The 14,244-nt window shown below is 65.4% G+C and carries 14 protein-coding genes; 10 read left to right on the forward strand and 4 right to left on the reverse strand.

Going from position 1 to position 14,244, the window contains the following annotated elements; translation table 11 throughout:
* Positions 1-16 precede the first annotated feature (16 nt).
* Genes IVB54_RS30890 through IVB54_RS30900 form a run of 3 tightly spaced genes read right to left on the reverse strand, consistent with a single transcriptional unit; the run spans position 17 to position 3,814 of the window.
* Positions 17-2,272 (reverse strand): xanthine dehydrogenase family protein molybdopterin-binding subunit, encoded by a 2,256-nt coding sequence (locus IVB54_RS30890; protein ID WP_018455700.1) that lies wholly within the window; start codon positions 2,270-2,272, stop codon positions 17-19.
* Positions 2,265-3,320 carry a xanthine dehydrogenase family protein subunit M gene (locus IVB54_RS30895; RefSeq protein WP_247294681.1) on the reverse strand — a complete coding sequence of 352 codons (1,056 nt, stop codon included), beginning with the start codon at positions 3,318-3,320 and terminating at the stop codon, positions 2,265-2,267. The genes IVB54_RS30890 and IVB54_RS30895 overlap by 8 nt, the downstream gene beginning before the upstream one ends.
* The gene (locus tag IVB54_RS30900) at positions 3,317-3,814 is read right to left on the reverse strand and encodes a 2Fe-2S iron-sulfur cluster-binding protein (RefSeq protein WP_018455702.1); all 498 of its coding nucleotides are present in this window, start codon (positions 3,812-3,814) and stop codon (positions 3,317-3,319) included. Before IVB54_RS30900 ends, IVB54_RS30895 begins: the two co-directional genes overlap by 4 nt.
* Positions 3,815-4,054: 240 nt before the next feature.
* Here IVB54_RS30900 and IVB54_RS30905 point away from each other — a divergent pair, with 240 nt between their 5' ends.
* The gene (locus IVB54_RS30905) at positions 4,055-4,699 is read left to right on the forward strand and encodes a TetR/AcrR family transcriptional regulator (protein WP_247294712.1); all 645 of its coding nucleotides are present in this window, start codon (positions 4,055-4,057) and stop codon (positions 4,697-4,699) included.
* A 53-nt stretch (positions 4,700-4,752) separates the two neighbouring features.
* Positions 4,753-5,160 (forward strand): DUF4864 domain-containing protein, encoded by a 408-nt coding sequence (locus IVB54_RS30910; protein WP_247294684.1) that lies wholly within the window; start codon positions 4,753-4,755, stop codon positions 5,158-5,160.
* On the opposite strand, the gene IVB54_RS30915 is transcribed toward IVB54_RS30910, so the two are convergent.
* Positions 5,157-6,422 (reverse strand): MFS transporter, encoded by a 1,266-nt coding sequence (locus IVB54_RS30915; protein WP_026233006.1) that lies wholly within the window; start codon positions 6,420-6,422, stop codon positions 5,157-5,159. The genes IVB54_RS30910 and IVB54_RS30915 overlap by 4 nt on opposite strands.
* Positions 6,423-6,598: 176 nt before the next feature.
* Here IVB54_RS30915 and IVB54_RS30920 point away from each other — a divergent pair, with 176 nt between their 5' ends.
* The 8 genes from IVB54_RS30920 (at position 6,599) to IVB54_RS30955 (ending at position 13,961) form a co-directional block, all read left to right on the forward strand.
* Positions 6,599-7,021: a hypothetical protein gene (locus IVB54_RS30920; RefSeq protein ID WP_018455707.1), complete on the forward strand. Its 423-nt coding sequence runs from the start codon at positions 6,599-6,601 to the stop codon at positions 7,019-7,021.
* 79 nt (positions 7,022-7,100) lie between these two features.
* Positions 7,101-7,385 (forward strand): hypothetical protein, encoded by a 285-nt coding sequence (locus IVB54_RS30925; RefSeq protein WP_018455708.1) that lies wholly within the window; start codon positions 7,101-7,103, stop codon positions 7,383-7,385.
* A gap of 9 nt (positions 7,386-7,394) precedes the next feature.
* Positions 7,395-8,816, forward strand: a complete 1,422-nt coding sequence (locus IVB54_RS30930) for a TolC family protein (RefSeq protein WP_247294686.1) — start codon at positions 7,395-7,397, stop codon at positions 8,814-8,816.
* A 13-nt stretch (positions 8,817-8,829) separates the two neighbouring features.
* A complete protein-coding gene (locus IVB54_RS30935; RefSeq protein ID WP_247776599.1) occupies positions 8,830-10,167 on the forward strand; it encodes a copper oxidase in 1,338 nt (445 codons plus the stop codon).
* 35 nt (positions 10,168-10,202) lie between these two features.
* Complete coding sequence (locus tag IVB54_RS30940) at positions 10,203-10,658, forward strand: cupredoxin family protein (protein ID WP_085383679.1); 456 nt, start codon at positions 10,203-10,205, stop codon at positions 10,656-10,658.
* A 16-nt stretch (positions 10,659-10,674) separates the two neighbouring features.
* Complete coding sequence (locus IVB54_RS30945; RefSeq protein ID WP_085357864.1) at positions 10,675-10,977, forward strand: copper-binding protein; 303 nt, start codon at positions 10,675-10,677, stop codon at positions 10,975-10,977.
* 346 nt (positions 10,978-11,323) lie between these two features.
* Positions 11,324-13,465, forward strand: a complete 2,142-nt coding sequence (flhA, locus tag IVB54_RS30950; RefSeq protein ID WP_247776600.1) for a flagellar biosynthesis protein FlhA — start codon at positions 11,324-11,326, stop codon at positions 13,463-13,465.
* Positions 13,466-13,760: 295 nt separating this feature from the next.
* Entirely contained in the window at positions 13,761-13,961 is a 201-nt protein-coding gene (locus IVB54_RS30955; protein WP_247294690.1) for a hypothetical protein, read from the forward strand.
* Positions 13,962-14,244: the final 283 nt, after the last annotated feature.

Consider the following 14,244-nt stretch of genomic DNA (forward strand, 5'->3'; position numbering starts at 1 on the left):
GGCCCGCGGCCTCAGGCTACGTCAGCAACTCCTCGATCCGGATCGGAAAACGGCGGACACGCACCCCAGTCGCATGCCACACCGCGTTGGCGACCGCGCCCGCACTGCCGGTGATGCCGATCTCGCCGACACCCTTGATACCGAGCGCGTTCACGTGCGGGTCGTGCTCATCGACCGTGATCACGTCGAGCGGCGGCACGTCGGCATTCACCGGGATATGGTACTCGCCGAGATTGGCGTTCATGATCCGGCCCGTGCGGCGGTCGGTGATGGCTTCCTCGTGCAACGCAAAGGACAGGCCCCAGATCATGCCACCGAACAGCTGGCTCTGCACCATACGCGGGTTGACGATGCGTCCCGCGGCGAAAGCGCCGACCATGCGGGTGACGCGGACCTGGCCGAGCTCGGGATCGACCTTCACCTCCGCGAACACCGCGCCGTGGGCGTGCATCGCATACTCCTCCATCGCCGCCGGATTCGGCGCGCCCGTGCCGCGCGCCTCGAGCTCGGCGACGCCGGCGCGCGCGAGAATCTCGGAATAGCTTTCGCCGCGGCTCTCGTCGTCGCGCCGGATCAACCTGCCATCGCGCGCGATCACGCCGGCATTGCCGGCGCCAAACAGCGGCGAGCGCTCATCGTTGGTGGCGAGATCGGCGAGTTTTGCAATCACGGCCGCGCCTGCGCTGTGGATCGCGGCACCCGCGGTTGCCGTGTGTGCCGAGCCGCCGGCGATGCCGGCATCGGGCAGGTCGGATGAACCCGCCTTGAACTCGACGCGGTCGATATCAAGCCCCAGTTCGTCGGCCGCAATCTGCGCCAGCGCCGTCCAGGCGCCCTGCCCCATGTCATGCGCGCCGATTTCCATGGCGCCGGAGCCGTCGCGGCGAAGCACTGCGCGTGCCTCGGCCTGGAACATCAGCGCCGGGAACGTCGCGGTGCCCATGCCCCAGCCGACCAGAAGGCCATCGTCGTCGCGCATCTGCCGCGGCTGGAGCGATCGCTTCGCCCAGCCGAAGCGCGCCGCTCCCTGCTCGTAGCAGGCGCGCAATGCCTTGGACGAGAACGGCTTGCCGGTGATGGGCTCGACCTCGGCATAGTTCTTCAGACGAAAGGCGAGCGGATCGATGCCGCAAGCCCACGCCATCTCGTCGATCGCGCTCTCTAGCGCGATCGAGCCGGTGGCCTCGCCCGGCGCGCGCATGAACAACGGCGTGCCGGTGTTGACGCGCACGGCATCATGCGAGGTGCGGATCGCGGGCGCCGCATAGAGCGTGTGCGAGGCATCAGCCGCGGGTTCGTAGAAATCGTCGAACGTGCTCGACACGGTCCTCGCATGGTGATCGAGCGCGGTCAGGCGCCCCTCGCCATCTGTGCCGATGCGCAGCCGCTGCCGCGTCGGCGCGCGATGGCCGACCGGGCCGTACATCTGCTCACGGCGCAGCACCAGCTTGACCGGTTTGCCGACGAGCTTTGCCGCCATGATGCCGAGCACCGGAGGGCCGGCCATGAGCCCCTTCGAGCCGAAGCCGCCGCCGAGGAACGGGCTGCGGATGTGGATCTTGTCGTGCGCGATGCCGAATAATTCGGCAACGCGCGCCAGCGACAGCATGAGACCCTGGGTCGGCATGTCGATCTGCAGACTGTCGCCGTCCCAGGCAGCCACGATCGCATGCGGCTCCATCGCATTGTGATATTGCGGCGGCGTCTCGTAGATCGCGTCGATCCGCTTGTCGGCGGAGGCAAGCCCCGCCTCGACATCGCCGCGGTGATTTTCCGTGGGGTTGCCGACACCGACGACCGGCGGCACGAAGCTTTCACCCGCATCGAGGCCGATGAGCGCGGGCAGCGTCTCGTAGCGCGGCGCCAGCAGCGCCGCGCCTTCGGTCGCAGCCTCCAGCGTCTCGGCGATCACGACGGCGATCGGCTGGTTGGCGTAGCGGACCTCATTGCTCTGCAACACCTCCATCCGGAACACGAAGGGATTGGTCTTGATCTCGGGATCGATCGCGAGCCCAGGCTTGTGGTCTGGCGTCATGACATCGACGACGCCGGGGTGGCGCTTGGCGGCGCTGACGTCGAGCGAAGTCACGCGGCCGTGCGCGATGCTGGAAACGGCCATCACTGCAAACAGCATACCGGGCGGATGATTGTCAGCGGCGTAGGTCGCCTGGCCTTTGACCTTAAGCACGCCGTCGCGGCGGGTCAGCGGCTGGCCGATGTTCGAGCCGTGGCGCAGATGAGCGGGCGCGCTGGTGAGATTAACCTCAGGCATGAATGGCTCCGGACGTCGAGGCAAAGGGAGAGGCCGGCAGCGCGGGGATGCGCGCAGGCGTACCGGCAGCGGCGAGGCTCAGCGCGCGCACGACGATGCGGCGCGCGAGCTCGATCTTGAAGGCGTTGTCGCCGGACGGTTTTGCGTCGGCGAGCGCGCGCGAGGCGGCTTCCTGGAAAGCGTGCACCGTGGGCGCGACGTTCCTGAGCATGTCCTCCGCAGCGCGGGCGCGCCAGGGCTTTGCGGCGACGCCGCCGAGCGCAAGCCGCGCCTCCGCGATCTTGCCGTTCTCGATCCGCAGCGCAGCCGCAGCCGAGACGACGGCGAACGCGTAGGACGTTCTATCGCGGACCTTGAGATAGCGCGCATGAGCGGCAAAGCCGCGCGCCGCGGGCGGCAGACGCACCGCGACGATGAGATCCCCCGGTTCGAGCGCCGATTCACGCTCAGGCGTATCGCCGGGCAGGCGATGCAGTTCGTCGAGCGCGATCTCGCGCCGCCCGTTCCTGCCTTCGATCTCGACGATGGCGTCGAGCGCGACCAGCGGCACGCAGAAATCGGACGGATGCGTGGCGATGCAGTTTTCGCTCCAGCCGAGCACGGCGTGGGTGCGGTTCTCGCCGTCGCGGGCGTCGCAGCCGCTGCCGGCCTCGCGCTTGTTGCAGCGGCTTGCGGTGTCGTAGAAATACGCGCAGCGCGTCCGCTGCAGCAGATTGCCGCCGACGGTCGCGGCATTGCGCAGTTGCGCCGATGCGCCGGAGAGCAGCGCTTCGGCGACGGCCGGATAGGCCTTGGCAAAGTCTGCGTCATGCGCAAGATCGGCGTTGCTCACCAGTGCGCCGATGCGGATACCACCGTCGGCGAGGCGCTCGACCCGATCGAGTCCGTCGAGATGGGTAACGTCGACCAGACGATCCGGACGGCTGACGCCGCCCTTCATCAGATCGAGCAGATTGGTGCCGGCGGCGAGATAGACGGCGCCCGGCTGCGTCGCGGCCGCGACGGCTTCGGCGACCGTGGCGGGCCTGACATAATCAAATTGCTTCATGCGGAGCGCCTCTGATTGGATTCGTCCATGCCGGCCTGCGCGTCGAGCACGGCATCGACGATGCCGGCATAGGCGCCGCAGCGACACAGATTGCCGCTCATGCATTCGCGAATGCGCTCGGGATCGTTGCCGGCCTGTGCCTCGCTCATCATGCCGATCGCGCTCATGATCTGGCCGGGCGTGCAGAAGCCGCACTGAAATCCGTCGTGGGAGATGAAAGCGGCCTGCACGGGGTGAAGCTGGTCGCCGCGCGCCAGGCCCTCGATGGTGAGAATGTCGGCGCCATCATGACTGATGGCCAGCGCGAGACAGGAGTTGATGCGCTTGCCGTCGACGAGAATGGTGCAGGCGCCGCATTGGCCGCGGTCGCATCCCTTCTTGGTTCCGGTCAGGTGGAGGCGCTCACGCAGGAGATCGAGCAGCGTGACGCGCGGATCGTCGAGGACGAAGTCGCGCCGCGCACCGTTCACGGTGAGGCTGATGGAGTGGTTCATACAAGGCTCCGATCAGGAATAGACATGAGTGATCGCGCAGCGCGCCACCGCCGTGGCCGCCGTCGATATGCGCCCCCCGAACATCATCCGGGGCAACGACTTCAGCGAAGATACGGAGGCAGCCTCCGCTTAACAAGGGCCGGCGGGAAATATTTGGAATTCGTCAAAAGCCCGTGCGCATCAGCGCGATGCAGCCCCGTAAGGGTTCAATCTAACCAATTCGTGATCTACATTGCGTGGATGGACGACCACACCACCGACCAGACCCGCAAGCCCCGTGCCGATGCCGTGCGCAATCGCGAGCGCGTGCTCGAGGCGGCCAAGGCCGTGTTCAACGCGGGTGGTCCGGAGGCGAGCCTGGAGGCGGTGGCAAAACGCGCCGGCGTTGGCATCGGCACGCTCTATCGGCATTTCCCGACCCGCGAGGATTTGTTCGAGGCGGTGTACCGGCGCGAGGTCGAGCAGCTCAGCGAGCTCGCCGAGCAGTTGAAGAACGCCAGTGACCCGGTCGACGCGCTCAGGCGCTGGCTGCGCTCAGGAGTCGAATTCGTTGCCACCAAGAAGGGCATGGTGGCAGCCTTGGCACTCGCGGTGCAGAGCGGGTCGGAGTTGCATGCCTTTTCCTTTGAGCGCCTGACCAAGGCGATCGGCTCGCTGCTCGATCGCGCAGCCGCGGCCGGCGCGATGCGCGCGGACGTCAGTCCCGAGGACTTGCTGCGCGCGTTCTTTGGCATGTGCTACATGCACGACCAGCCCGGCTGGCAATCCTCGGTGCTGCGGATGCTCGACGTGTTCGTTGACGGTTTGCGGGTGCAGCCTGCCATGAAAGCCAAGGTCCGCGCGTCCGCCAAGCCTGCGAAGCCGGCTGCAAAGCGGAAGCGATAGCCCTCGAGATGTGCTAGGATCGGCGCCGCCGGGATTTCAACGCGGAGCTTGTCATGCGCATCGCCGCCTTGCTGGTCTTTCTCAGTGTCGCCTTCGGTCCCATCTCAGCGCGCGCCGACGATGTCGCGACGGCACAGAGTATCATCCGCGCCCAGGAGCAGGCATTCGGCCGTGACGACGCGCGCGGGGCCTATTCCTACGCCGCTCCTGCGATCCAGGAGATCTTCCCCGCGCCCGACATCTTCATGTCCATGGTGCAAAACGGCTATCCGCCGGTGTACCGGCACAAGAGCTTTGAATTTGGCGGCAGCAAGAGCGAGGGCAGCCGGATTGCCCAGCACGTCCATATCATCGATGCCAATGGCGAGGCCTGGGAAGCGCTCTACACGCTGGAGCAGCAACCGGACGGCAGCTACAAGATCACGGGTTGTTCGCTGCTGAAGGTGGGACAGGCAGTCTAGGTCGCAAAACCCGGACCGGTCCTGACTGCATTGATCCGCGAGCGGATCAGCAGCGTCAAGACGATGCCGATATTGAGCGCGTTCCACGCCACGCCGTTGGCGAACGCCGCCGCGTAGGAACCTGTCGCGTCGAAGATGACGCCCGAGACCCAGCCGCCGAAGGACATGCCGAACACGGACGCGAAGATCACGATGCCGACGCGGGTTGCGGCCTCGCTCGCCGGCATCGCCTCGCGTACGATGATGGCATAGCTCGGAACGATCCCGCCCTGGAACAGGCCGAACATCGCTGAGATCAAATAGAGCGAGGTCAGGCCGTCGAAGAACAGATAGAACACGAGTGCGAAGCCTTGCGCCACCGCACCGATCAGCAGTGTGGGGATGCCGCCGATCTTGTCGGCGAGGTAGCCCGAGCCGATCCGGCTGACGATGCCGCAGGCCATCATCAGCGACAGCATCTCGGCGCCGCGCGCCACGCCATATCCGAGATCGCCGCAATAGGCGACGATATGCACCTGCGGCATTGCCATGGCGACGCAGCAGGAAATGCTGGCGATCGAGAGCAGCACCGTCAGCGTGTTGGTCGAGAGCTTGAGGTCGACCCGCGGCGGCGCTGCATTGGCATGATCGTGAACCTTGTCGTCGCCCATCTGCGCGCGCAGGACCAGCACCAGGATGGTCATCAGGCTGACGCAGACGAGGCCGATGCCGATATGAGTGAAGCGCCAGCCGATCGTCTGCATGCCCGTGCTCACGAGCGGCGGCCACATCGTGCCGGCGACATAATTGCCGCTGGCGACGATCGTCACGGCCAGGCCGCGATAGCGCTCGAACCAGTGCGAGGCCTCCGCCATCAGCGGCGCAAAGGTCGCCGACGTGCCGAGCCCGATCAGGAAATACGCCGCCACGAACTGCCAGAGCTGGGTCGACAGACCCGCCAGCACATTGGCGACCCCGAGGAAGGCAATGCTGATCGCCATAGCCGCCACGATGCCGAAGCGGTCGGTGATCCTGCCGGCGATGACGCCGCCAAGCCCGAAACCGAACATCATCAGGGTGAAAGCCAGCGACACCGCGCCGCGCGTGGCGGAGAACTCGGCTTGCACCGCGGGAATCATGACGACGATCGCCCACATGCCGACGCCGCCGATCGAGCCGATCAGAAGCGCAATGACGAGGCGCATCCAGGCCTGACGCGAATCAGGGGTGAATGCTTCGGGTGTTTGTCCTGACTGATTTGGTGCGTGCACGGGCGGGACCATGGCCCGCGGATCACCACAGGGTCAACCATTGTGGCGCGATATTGGGCATGCACGGTGCACTGCGGTAAGATGGAGCTTGGCGAACGCGCGTTTTGTCATTATTTTGCAAATCAGCGCATGCAACACGGCGGCGCGGAGAGCATGTCGGCGGAATGTTGCTGCGATTGACACGATCGATGCGGATCAAGGTGGGGCGCTTCATTGCCTTCGCCTATCTGTTCTGCGTGATCGCGCCGGCCGCAAGCCTCGCCTGGGGTAGCGCTCCAGCACCGTGCCTCGACGACGCGCTTCTCGCCGACCGCGTGCCGGTGCATCACCAGATGCAGGCCGGCCACACGCATGACGGCGCCTCGCATGACCACGCCAGGCCGCATGCGCATCATCAGGGCGCCGCGCAGGACGCGCCCCCCACCCCTCATCATCACGGCGGCAAGGGTACGGCGGGACCGTGCTGCGCGATGATGTGCGTGAGCGCGCTGCCGGCCGACCTGCCCAGCGTCGCAAAGTCGCTTCAGCCGGTTTCCGCCTGCTCGCCCGAGATCGTGGCCAGCCTGCACAGCGCGGCGCCGCCCCTGCACTACCGCCCTCCGATCGCCTGATCTGACGCGCGACGACGTCAGGCCGAGCGCGCATCCGCGCGCGCGCACCTGTGGTCTCCAGACAGATCAGGGATGACTCATGCTTACGCTTTCCGGGGCGAAGTCCGCCGCTGCATCCGCGGCGCGGGGACGACACTTTCGATTCAATTGGCCGCTGCTGGCCGCGACGGCCTTGGCGTTGTCCGGCTGCATGCCGGCAACGATACAAGTCGCTGGCGCTGATCCTGCCGATCCCGCGGCCAAGATCGCGCGCGCCGGCTATCGTTCGACGATTGCGCCCTACACCAGCCTGCGGCCCGCGACGCCGGCACCATGGCGCGAGCGCAACGAGAGCGTCGCGCCGCAGCTCAAGCAAGACCGGTAGGAGCGCGCCATGACACATCGTCTCGCGCTAAGCCTGCTCGGTCTCACCTCGTTTGGACTTGCAGGCTGCGCCGCCTTCTCGCCCGACAGCGGCATGAAGGCCGTCTCGGAACTGACGAGCCAGACCATCAACAAGGATGTCGCCTTTGTGCGAACAACCGAAGGAGCCGGCGCGGTCGACGCGCGCGGTCGCCAGCTGCTGTCGCGAACACTCAGCATCGAGACCGCCGTGCAGATCGCACTGCTCAACAACAAGGGGCTTCAGGCCGCTTATAACGAGCTGGCGCTGGCCGAGACCGATCTCGTCGAGCAGAGCCTGCCGCCCAATCCCGTGTTCTCGGTCTCCCGGATCTCGGGCAACGGCGCCAGCGAAATCGAGCGTCAAATTGTCGGCGACATCCTCGCGCTCGCCACCCTGCCGTTCCGCTCGGAAATCGCCCGCGACCGTTTCCGCCAGGCGCAATTGCGCGCAAGCCTGGCGACGTTGCGGCTTGCCGCCGATGTCCGCCGCGCTTATTGGCGCGCCGTTGGCGGCAACGAGATGGTGGCGTTGCTGACGGATGCGAAGGCGACGGCGGAATCAACCGCGCAGCTCGCGGTCAAGCTCGGCGAAACTGGCTCGATCAACAAGCTCGATCAGGCCCGAGAACAGGTGTTTTACGCCGAAACCACCGCCGACCTCGCCACCGCGCGACAGACGGCGACGAGCGCGCGCGAAAAGCTGGCGCGCCTGATGGGGCTGTGGGACGGCGGCCTCGACTTCCGGCTGCCCAATCAACTGCCGCCGCTGCCACGCCGGCCGCAGGCTTTGCCGTCGATCGAAGCCGACGCGGTCGCCCATCGCATCGACCTGCAGATCGCGCGGCTCGAGCTGAGCGCGCTCGCAAAGTCGCTGAACCTCACGGAGGCGACGCGCTTCGTGACCCTGCTCGATCTCGCCGGCATCTCCCGCCGCACCCGGGATCCGGAAGGCGCGCCGTTCCGCGAGCGCGGCTTCGACGTGCAGTTCCAGATCCCGATCTTCGACGGCGGCGAGGTGCGGGTGCGGCAGGCGGCGGAGACCTACAATTTCGCCTTCAACCGGCTGACCGAGCGCGCCGTGAATGTACGCTCCGAGGCACGCGATGCTTATCGGGTCTATCGCTCCGGCTACGACATCGCCAGCCATTATCAGCGCGAGATCATCCCCTTGCGAAAAATCATCACCGAGGAGATGCAGCTCCGCTTCTCCAGCATGCAGGTCGATATCTTCGCGCTGCTCACCGAGGCGCGGCAGCGGCTCGCGTCGCTGCGCGGTGCAATCGATGCCAGGCAAAGATTTTTCCTTGCCCAATCCGACTTGCAGACCGCCGTCAATGGCGGCGGCGCGCCTGCTGACGGCGACAATTCAACCACTCTCGCCGCGGCAGCGCCTGCCGATGGCGGTCACTGACATGGAGGCCAACATGTTTTCCCGCCGAGGATTTTTGGGTAGCGCCGCGCTCGCCGGCGCATCCGTCGTCAGCGGCCGCGCCCAGGCCGCCTCGATTCCGGAAGCCCCGCACATGGACAAGGTCGTGATGCAGCCGCCGCTGCACCCCGTCAGCGGGCCGGACTATCGACCCGTCGTCACGCTGAACGGCTGGTCGCTGCCGTTCCGGATGAACGGCGACTGGAAGGAATTCCATCTCGTTGCCGAGCCCGTGGTGCGCGAATTCGCCGAGGGCATGAAGGTGAATTTGTGGGGCTATAACGGCCAGTCACCGGGCCCGACGATCGAGGCCGTCGAGGGCGACAAGGTCCGCATCTTCGTGACCAACAGGCTGCCCGAATACACCACCGTGCACTGGCACGGCATGATCATTCCCAGCGGCATGGACGGTGTCGGCGGACTTACCCAGCCGCACATCCAGCCGGGAAAAACCTTCGTCTACGAGTTCGAGATGAGGAAGAGCGGGACCTTCATGTACCATCCGCATTCGGACGAGATGGTGCAGATGGCGATGGGCATGATGGGCATGGTCGTCGTGCATCCGCGCGACCCGAGCTTTCGGGCCGTGGACCGCGACTTCGTCTTCGTCATGAGCACCTATCGCGTCGATCCCGGCACTTATCTGCCGAAGGTCAACGAGATGACCGACTTCAACATGTGGACCTGGAATGCGCGGGTGTTTCCCGGCATCGATCCGCTGCCGGTCAGGCTCGGCGACAAGGTGCGCGTGCGCATCGGCAATCTCAGCATGACCAACCATCCGATCCATTTGCACGGCCACAGCTTTGCGGTGACCTGCACCGACGGCGGCTGGATTCCGGAGAGCGCGCAATATCCGGAGACGACGACGGACGTACCGGTCGGCGCTGTCAGGGTGTTCGACGTGCTCGCCGACAACCCCGGCGACTGGGCGTTCCACTGCCACAAGTCGCATCACACCATGAACACGATGGGACACGACATGCGCAATATGATCGGGGTGTCGCGCAAGGATCTCGTCAAGGCGGTCGGCAAGCTCGCGCCTGACGGCATGGCGATGGGCTCGACCGGCATGGCGATGGGCAACATGGAGATGCCCGCGCCCGACAACACGCTGCCGATGATGACCGGCACCGGTCAGTTCGGCCCGATCGAGATGGGCGGCATGTTCACGGTGATGAAGATCCGCGAAGGCCTCGCGCGGGACGATTATCGCGATCCCGGCCCCTACCAATTCCCGCAGGGCACCGTCGCCTACGAGGTCACGCCGCCGGCCCCGGAGCCCGTGCGGCAACAACCAGGCGGACCGCCGATGAAGAACATGAAGATGTGAGCGTTTCGATGAACCACCACCAACTGGAGCTACCAATGAAGACGACGATCAAGCTCGGTCTCGCGCTGGCCGCGCTTTCCACCGCGCCGGCCTTGGCCCACGACCAGCACGGGCACGGCACCTTTTCGGCCGGCGAGCCCGGCGATCCCAAAAAGCCCGCGCGCACCATCGAGATCCTGCTGAACGAGATGGACTATGCCCCCGCCAGGATCGAGGTCAAACGCGGCGAGCAGATTCGCTTCGTGCTGCGCAATGTCGGTAAGGAGGACCATGAATTCCTGCTCGCCACCACAAAGGAGAATCTCGCGCATGCGGTGGAGATGAAGAAGCACCCGCACATGGAGCATGACGATCCCAACGGGGTCAGGCTCGCGCCGAGCAAGACAGCCGAGATCCTCTGGAAGTTCAGCAAGGCCGGCACGTTCGAATTTTCCTGCCTGATTCCCGACCACCGCGACTACGGCATGGTCGGCCACGTCACCGTGAAGTAACGCAAGGGAGGCTCCCATGAACCGCATCATCCGTATCGCCGCCGCGCTGGCGCTGGCCGTCGGCCTTGCCACAGGTGCCCTGGCAGCCCAGGGCGCCGCGATCAGCGGCGAGGTCAAGAAGATCGACGAGGGCGCCGGCAAGATCACGCTCAAGCACGGGCCCGCGAAGAACCTCGGCATGGATGAACCCATGACCATGATCTACCGCGTCAAGGACCCGGCCGTGCTCAAGCAGGTGAAGGTCGGCGACAAGGTGACTTTCGAAGCCGAAGAGGCGACTTCGGGCTATACGGTGACCCGGATGGAGAAGGCGAAGTAGGGCCACTTCCTCCGTCCGCCGATATCGGCCCCAGACGCTTCCACAAATCATGGCCGGGCTCGTCCCGGCCATCCACGCCTTCGGCGGGACAAGCCGGGCATGACGACTGCTTGCCTGCCAGATGGCCGAAATACCCCGGTCAGCCCCCATGCCGCACCCTTTATTAACCCTTTGCTAACCATACACCCGGCAAGAATTGCCCAGTGGAGTCGAGTGTCGTCAGCCGCGTAGAACGGGAGCTCCCGTGGACGCCAGTGCGGTGCCTCACTTTCGGAACGGCGGCCCCTCGGCCGCCGCGCAGACATTTGGGGCGCGCGGACGGCAGTCGCGCGGAGGGGCAGCTACCATGGTCGACGTCACCGCAGGACAGGGCGTAGGCAGCACGAACGCCGGTTTCCCGACCCTTGCCGAAGTCGGCAACATCCTCAAGCGCGGCGATATCGCGCTCGCGCTCGGCGTTCTCACCATCCTGGTGGTGCTGATCCTTCCGCTGCCTGCGATAGTGCTGGACCTGTTCCTGGCGATTTCGATCACACTCTCGATCCTGATCCTGATGACGTCGCTGTTCATCCAGGCGCCGCTGGAATTCTCCGCTTTTCCGACCGTTCTGCTGATCTCGACCATGCTGCGGCTGTCGCTCAACATGGCCTCGACCCGCCTGATCCTGTCGCACGGGCACGAGGGCACGGATGCCGCCGGTCACGTCATCGAAGCCTTCGGCAGCTTCGTGATGGGCGGCAATTTCGTCATCGGCATCATCGTCTTCGCCATCCTGATCATCGTCAACTTCGTCGTCATCACCAAGGGTTCGGGCCGTATCGCCGAAGTCGCGGCACGCTTCCACCTCGACGCCATGCCCGGCAAGCAGATGGCGGTCGACGCCGACCTCTCCGCCGGCCTGATCGACGAGACGGTCGCCAAGCAGCGGCGCAAGGATTTGGAGGACGAGAGCGGCTTCTTCGGCGCCATGGACGGTGCCTCCAAATTCGTCCGCGGCGATGCCATCGCCGGCCTCCTGATCGTCTTCATCAACGTCGTCGGCGGCATGATCATCGGCGTGGCGCAGCAGGGTCTGTCCTTTGCCGATGCCGGCCGCAGCTACACGCTGCTGACCGTCGGTGACGGCCTCGTCACCCAGGTGCCGGCGCTGATCGTTTCGACCGCGGCCGGCCTGCTCGTCTCCAAGGCCGGCGTGTCCGGCGCCGCCGACAAGGCGTTGATGAAGCAGTTCTCCGGATATCCGCAGGCGCTCGCGATGTCCGCGGCGGTCATGCTGGTGCTGGCGGCCCTGCCGGGCATCCCGACCCTTCCCTTCCTGGCGCTCGGCTCCGGCGCCGGTGCGCTCGCCTGGCACGCCCGCAACCGCAACCGGGCGACTGCCAGGGCTGAGGAAGTCGCGAAGACCGCACCTGCGCCGGGAACGCCGGGCGCAGCCGGCTCCGCTGCGGCGGAGGAGCCGATCTCCGCGGCGTTGAAGATCGACGATCTCAAGATCGAGCTCGGCTATGCCCTGCTGCCGCTGGTCAACGGCCCCGACGGCACCGATCGCCTCACCGAGCAGATCAAGGCGCTGCGCCGCTCGCTCGCGATCGAGATGGGTTTTGTGATGCCCGCCGTGCGCATCCTCGACAACGTCCAGCTCGAAGCCAACACCTACATCATCAAGATCAAGGAGGTCGACGCCGGCACCGGCAAGATCTGGCCGAACCAGTTCATGGTCATGGACCCCGGCGGCAGCCAGGTGCAGGTGCCCGGCATCCACACCACCGAGCCGACCTTCGGCCTGCCCGCGACCTGGGTCGATGCCAGCCTCAAGGAGGAGGCCTCGCTCAAGGGCTATACCGTCGTCGACGCCGCGACCGTGCTCTCGACCCACCTCACCGAGCTGCTCAAGGCCAACATGTCGGACCTGCTCTCCTATGGCGAGGTGCAGAAGCTGCTCAAGGAGCTGCCGAAGGAGCAGGGCGAGCTGGTCAAGGACATCGTGCCCGGACAGGTCACCGTCTCCGGCATCCAGCGCGTGCTGCAGCTGCTGCTCGCCGAGCGCATCTCGATCCGCGACCTCTCGACCATCCTCGAAGGCATCGCCGACTCGCTCGCCTTCTCGCGCAATCCGGCCACCATGGTCGAGCACGTCCGCGCCCGCCTGGCGCGGCAGATCTGTGCGCAGAACACCTCTTACAGCGGCTACCTGCCGCTGATCGCGCTGTCGGCCCGTTGGGAACAAGCCTTCGCCGAATCCATTATCGGCCAGGGCGAGGAGCGCAGCCTCGCGATGCAGCCCTCGAAGCTGTCGGAGTTCATGACCGGCGTGCGCGACGCCTTCGAGCGCGCGGCGCGTGAAGGCGAGGCCCCGGTGCTGGTCACCTCTGCGGCAATTCGTCCCTTCGTGCGTTCCCTGGTCGAGCGGTTCCGGGCCCAGACGACCGTGCTGTCGCAGGCTGAAATCCACCCCAGGGCGAGGTTGAAAACGGTCGGAAGCATCTGATTTGCCTTAAGAAGCCGTGTGTTTTTTGGCCACAGGCAAATGGTTTTTCAGGTTTTGGCGCCTTGCCGATCGACGGCGGGCAAGGCGCTTGGCAGACACATTACAGCTTTGAAATAATTGCTAAATTGCACGATCAAGGGTCGTTTTCTGATCGCGGCTTCTCACGTCCTGTCACGCCCTTGTGATCGCCTCTTGGGAACGAATCCCCCCAATACTAGGTTGTTGGGCACCGGAAGCATGAACCTGCCCAAGCACGCAGGCGACTACTTCGGGTAGATGGCGGCAGGAGCCTTCCATGAACCACTCGATTTACAGCGCAGATCGCTCGACCCACCTCAAGATCGTGGTTGTCGCGCTCGTTGCCGGCATCACGGTGGCGGGTCTCGGGATCACCGCGCGTACGAGTTCAGATGACGGCCTGACCCAGACCGCTCGCGTCATGAAGGCGGGCAAGCCGATCGCTATCACCAGCTCGAACGTTTCCCTCGTTCGCTAAGGAGATTTGAGTTTCAGGAATTCACGCGGCTCTTTATCAGCCCCCCAAAGTCGCCACGTGGATATGTAGACGACCCCAACCCCAAGTCGACTACAGAAAGCGCCCGCCCCCCACGGGCGCTTTCTCATGTCTGGGGTATGTCGTCACCGTGAGCGCACGCGCGTGCAGCTGCGTCATTGCGAGGAGCTCTTGCGACGAAGCAATCCAGAATCCCTCCGCAGAGACATTCTGGATTGCTTCGTTACGCTCGCAATGACGATGGAAAACGTACCGCCGTCATCCC

This window comes from Bradyrhizobium sp. CW1, from assembly GCF_023100665.1.
Lineage (GTDB): Bacteria > Pseudomonadota > Alphaproteobacteria > Rhizobiales > Xanthobacteraceae > Bradyrhizobium > Bradyrhizobium canariense_D.

Excerpts from the sequence above, each read along its gene's own strand:
- IVB54_RS30890 (WP_018455700.1), bottom strand. The coding sequence starts at position 2,272 with ATGCCTGAGGTTAATCTCACCAGCGCGCCCGCTCATCTGCGCCACGGC.
- IVB54_RS30895 (WP_247294681.1), bottom strand. The coding sequence starts at position 3,320 with ATGAAGCAATTTGATTATGTCAGGCCCGCCACGGTCGCCGAAGCCGTC.
- IVB54_RS30900 (WP_018455702.1), bottom strand. The coding sequence starts at position 3,814 with ATGAACCACTCCATCAGCCTCACCGTGAACGGTGCGCGGCGCGACTTC.
- IVB54_RS30905 (WP_247294712.1), top strand. The coding sequence starts at position 4,055 with ATGGACGACCACACCACCGACCAGACCCGCAAGCCCCGTGCCGATGCC.
- IVB54_RS30910 (WP_247294684.1), top strand. The coding sequence starts at position 4,753 with ATGCGCATCGCCGCCTTGCTGGTCTTTCTCAGTGTCGCCTTCGGTCCC.
- IVB54_RS30915 (WP_026233006.1), bottom strand. The coding sequence starts at position 6,422 with ATGGTCCCGCCCGTGCACGCACCAAATCAGTCAGGACAAACACCCGAA.
- IVB54_RS30920 (WP_018455707.1), top strand. The coding sequence starts at position 6,599 with ATGCGGATCAAGGTGGGGCGCTTCATTGCCTTCGCCTATCTGTTCTGC.
- IVB54_RS30925 (WP_018455708.1), top strand. The coding sequence starts at position 7,101 with ATGCTTACGCTTTCCGGGGCGAAGTCCGCCGCTGCATCCGCGGCGCGG.
- IVB54_RS30930 (WP_247294686.1), top strand. The coding sequence starts at position 7,395 with ATGACACATCGTCTCGCGCTAAGCCTGCTCGGTCTCACCTCGTTTGGA.
- IVB54_RS30935 (WP_247776599.1), top strand. The coding sequence starts at position 8,830 with ATGTTTTCCCGCCGAGGATTTTTGGGTAGCGCCGCGCTCGCCGGCGCA.
- IVB54_RS30940 (WP_085383679.1), top strand. The coding sequence starts at position 10,203 with ATGAAGACGACGATCAAGCTCGGTCTCGCGCTGGCCGCGCTTTCCACC.
- IVB54_RS30945 (WP_085357864.1), top strand. The coding sequence starts at position 10,675 with ATGAACCGCATCATCCGTATCGCCGCCGCGCTGGCGCTGGCCGTCGGC.
- flhA (WP_247776600.1), top strand. The coding sequence starts at position 11,324 with ATGGTCGACGTCACCGCAGGACAGGGCGTAGGCAGCACGAACGCCGGT.
- IVB54_RS30955 (WP_247294690.1), top strand. The coding sequence starts at position 13,761 with ATGAACCACTCGATTTACAGCGCAGATCGCTCGACCCACCTCAAGATC.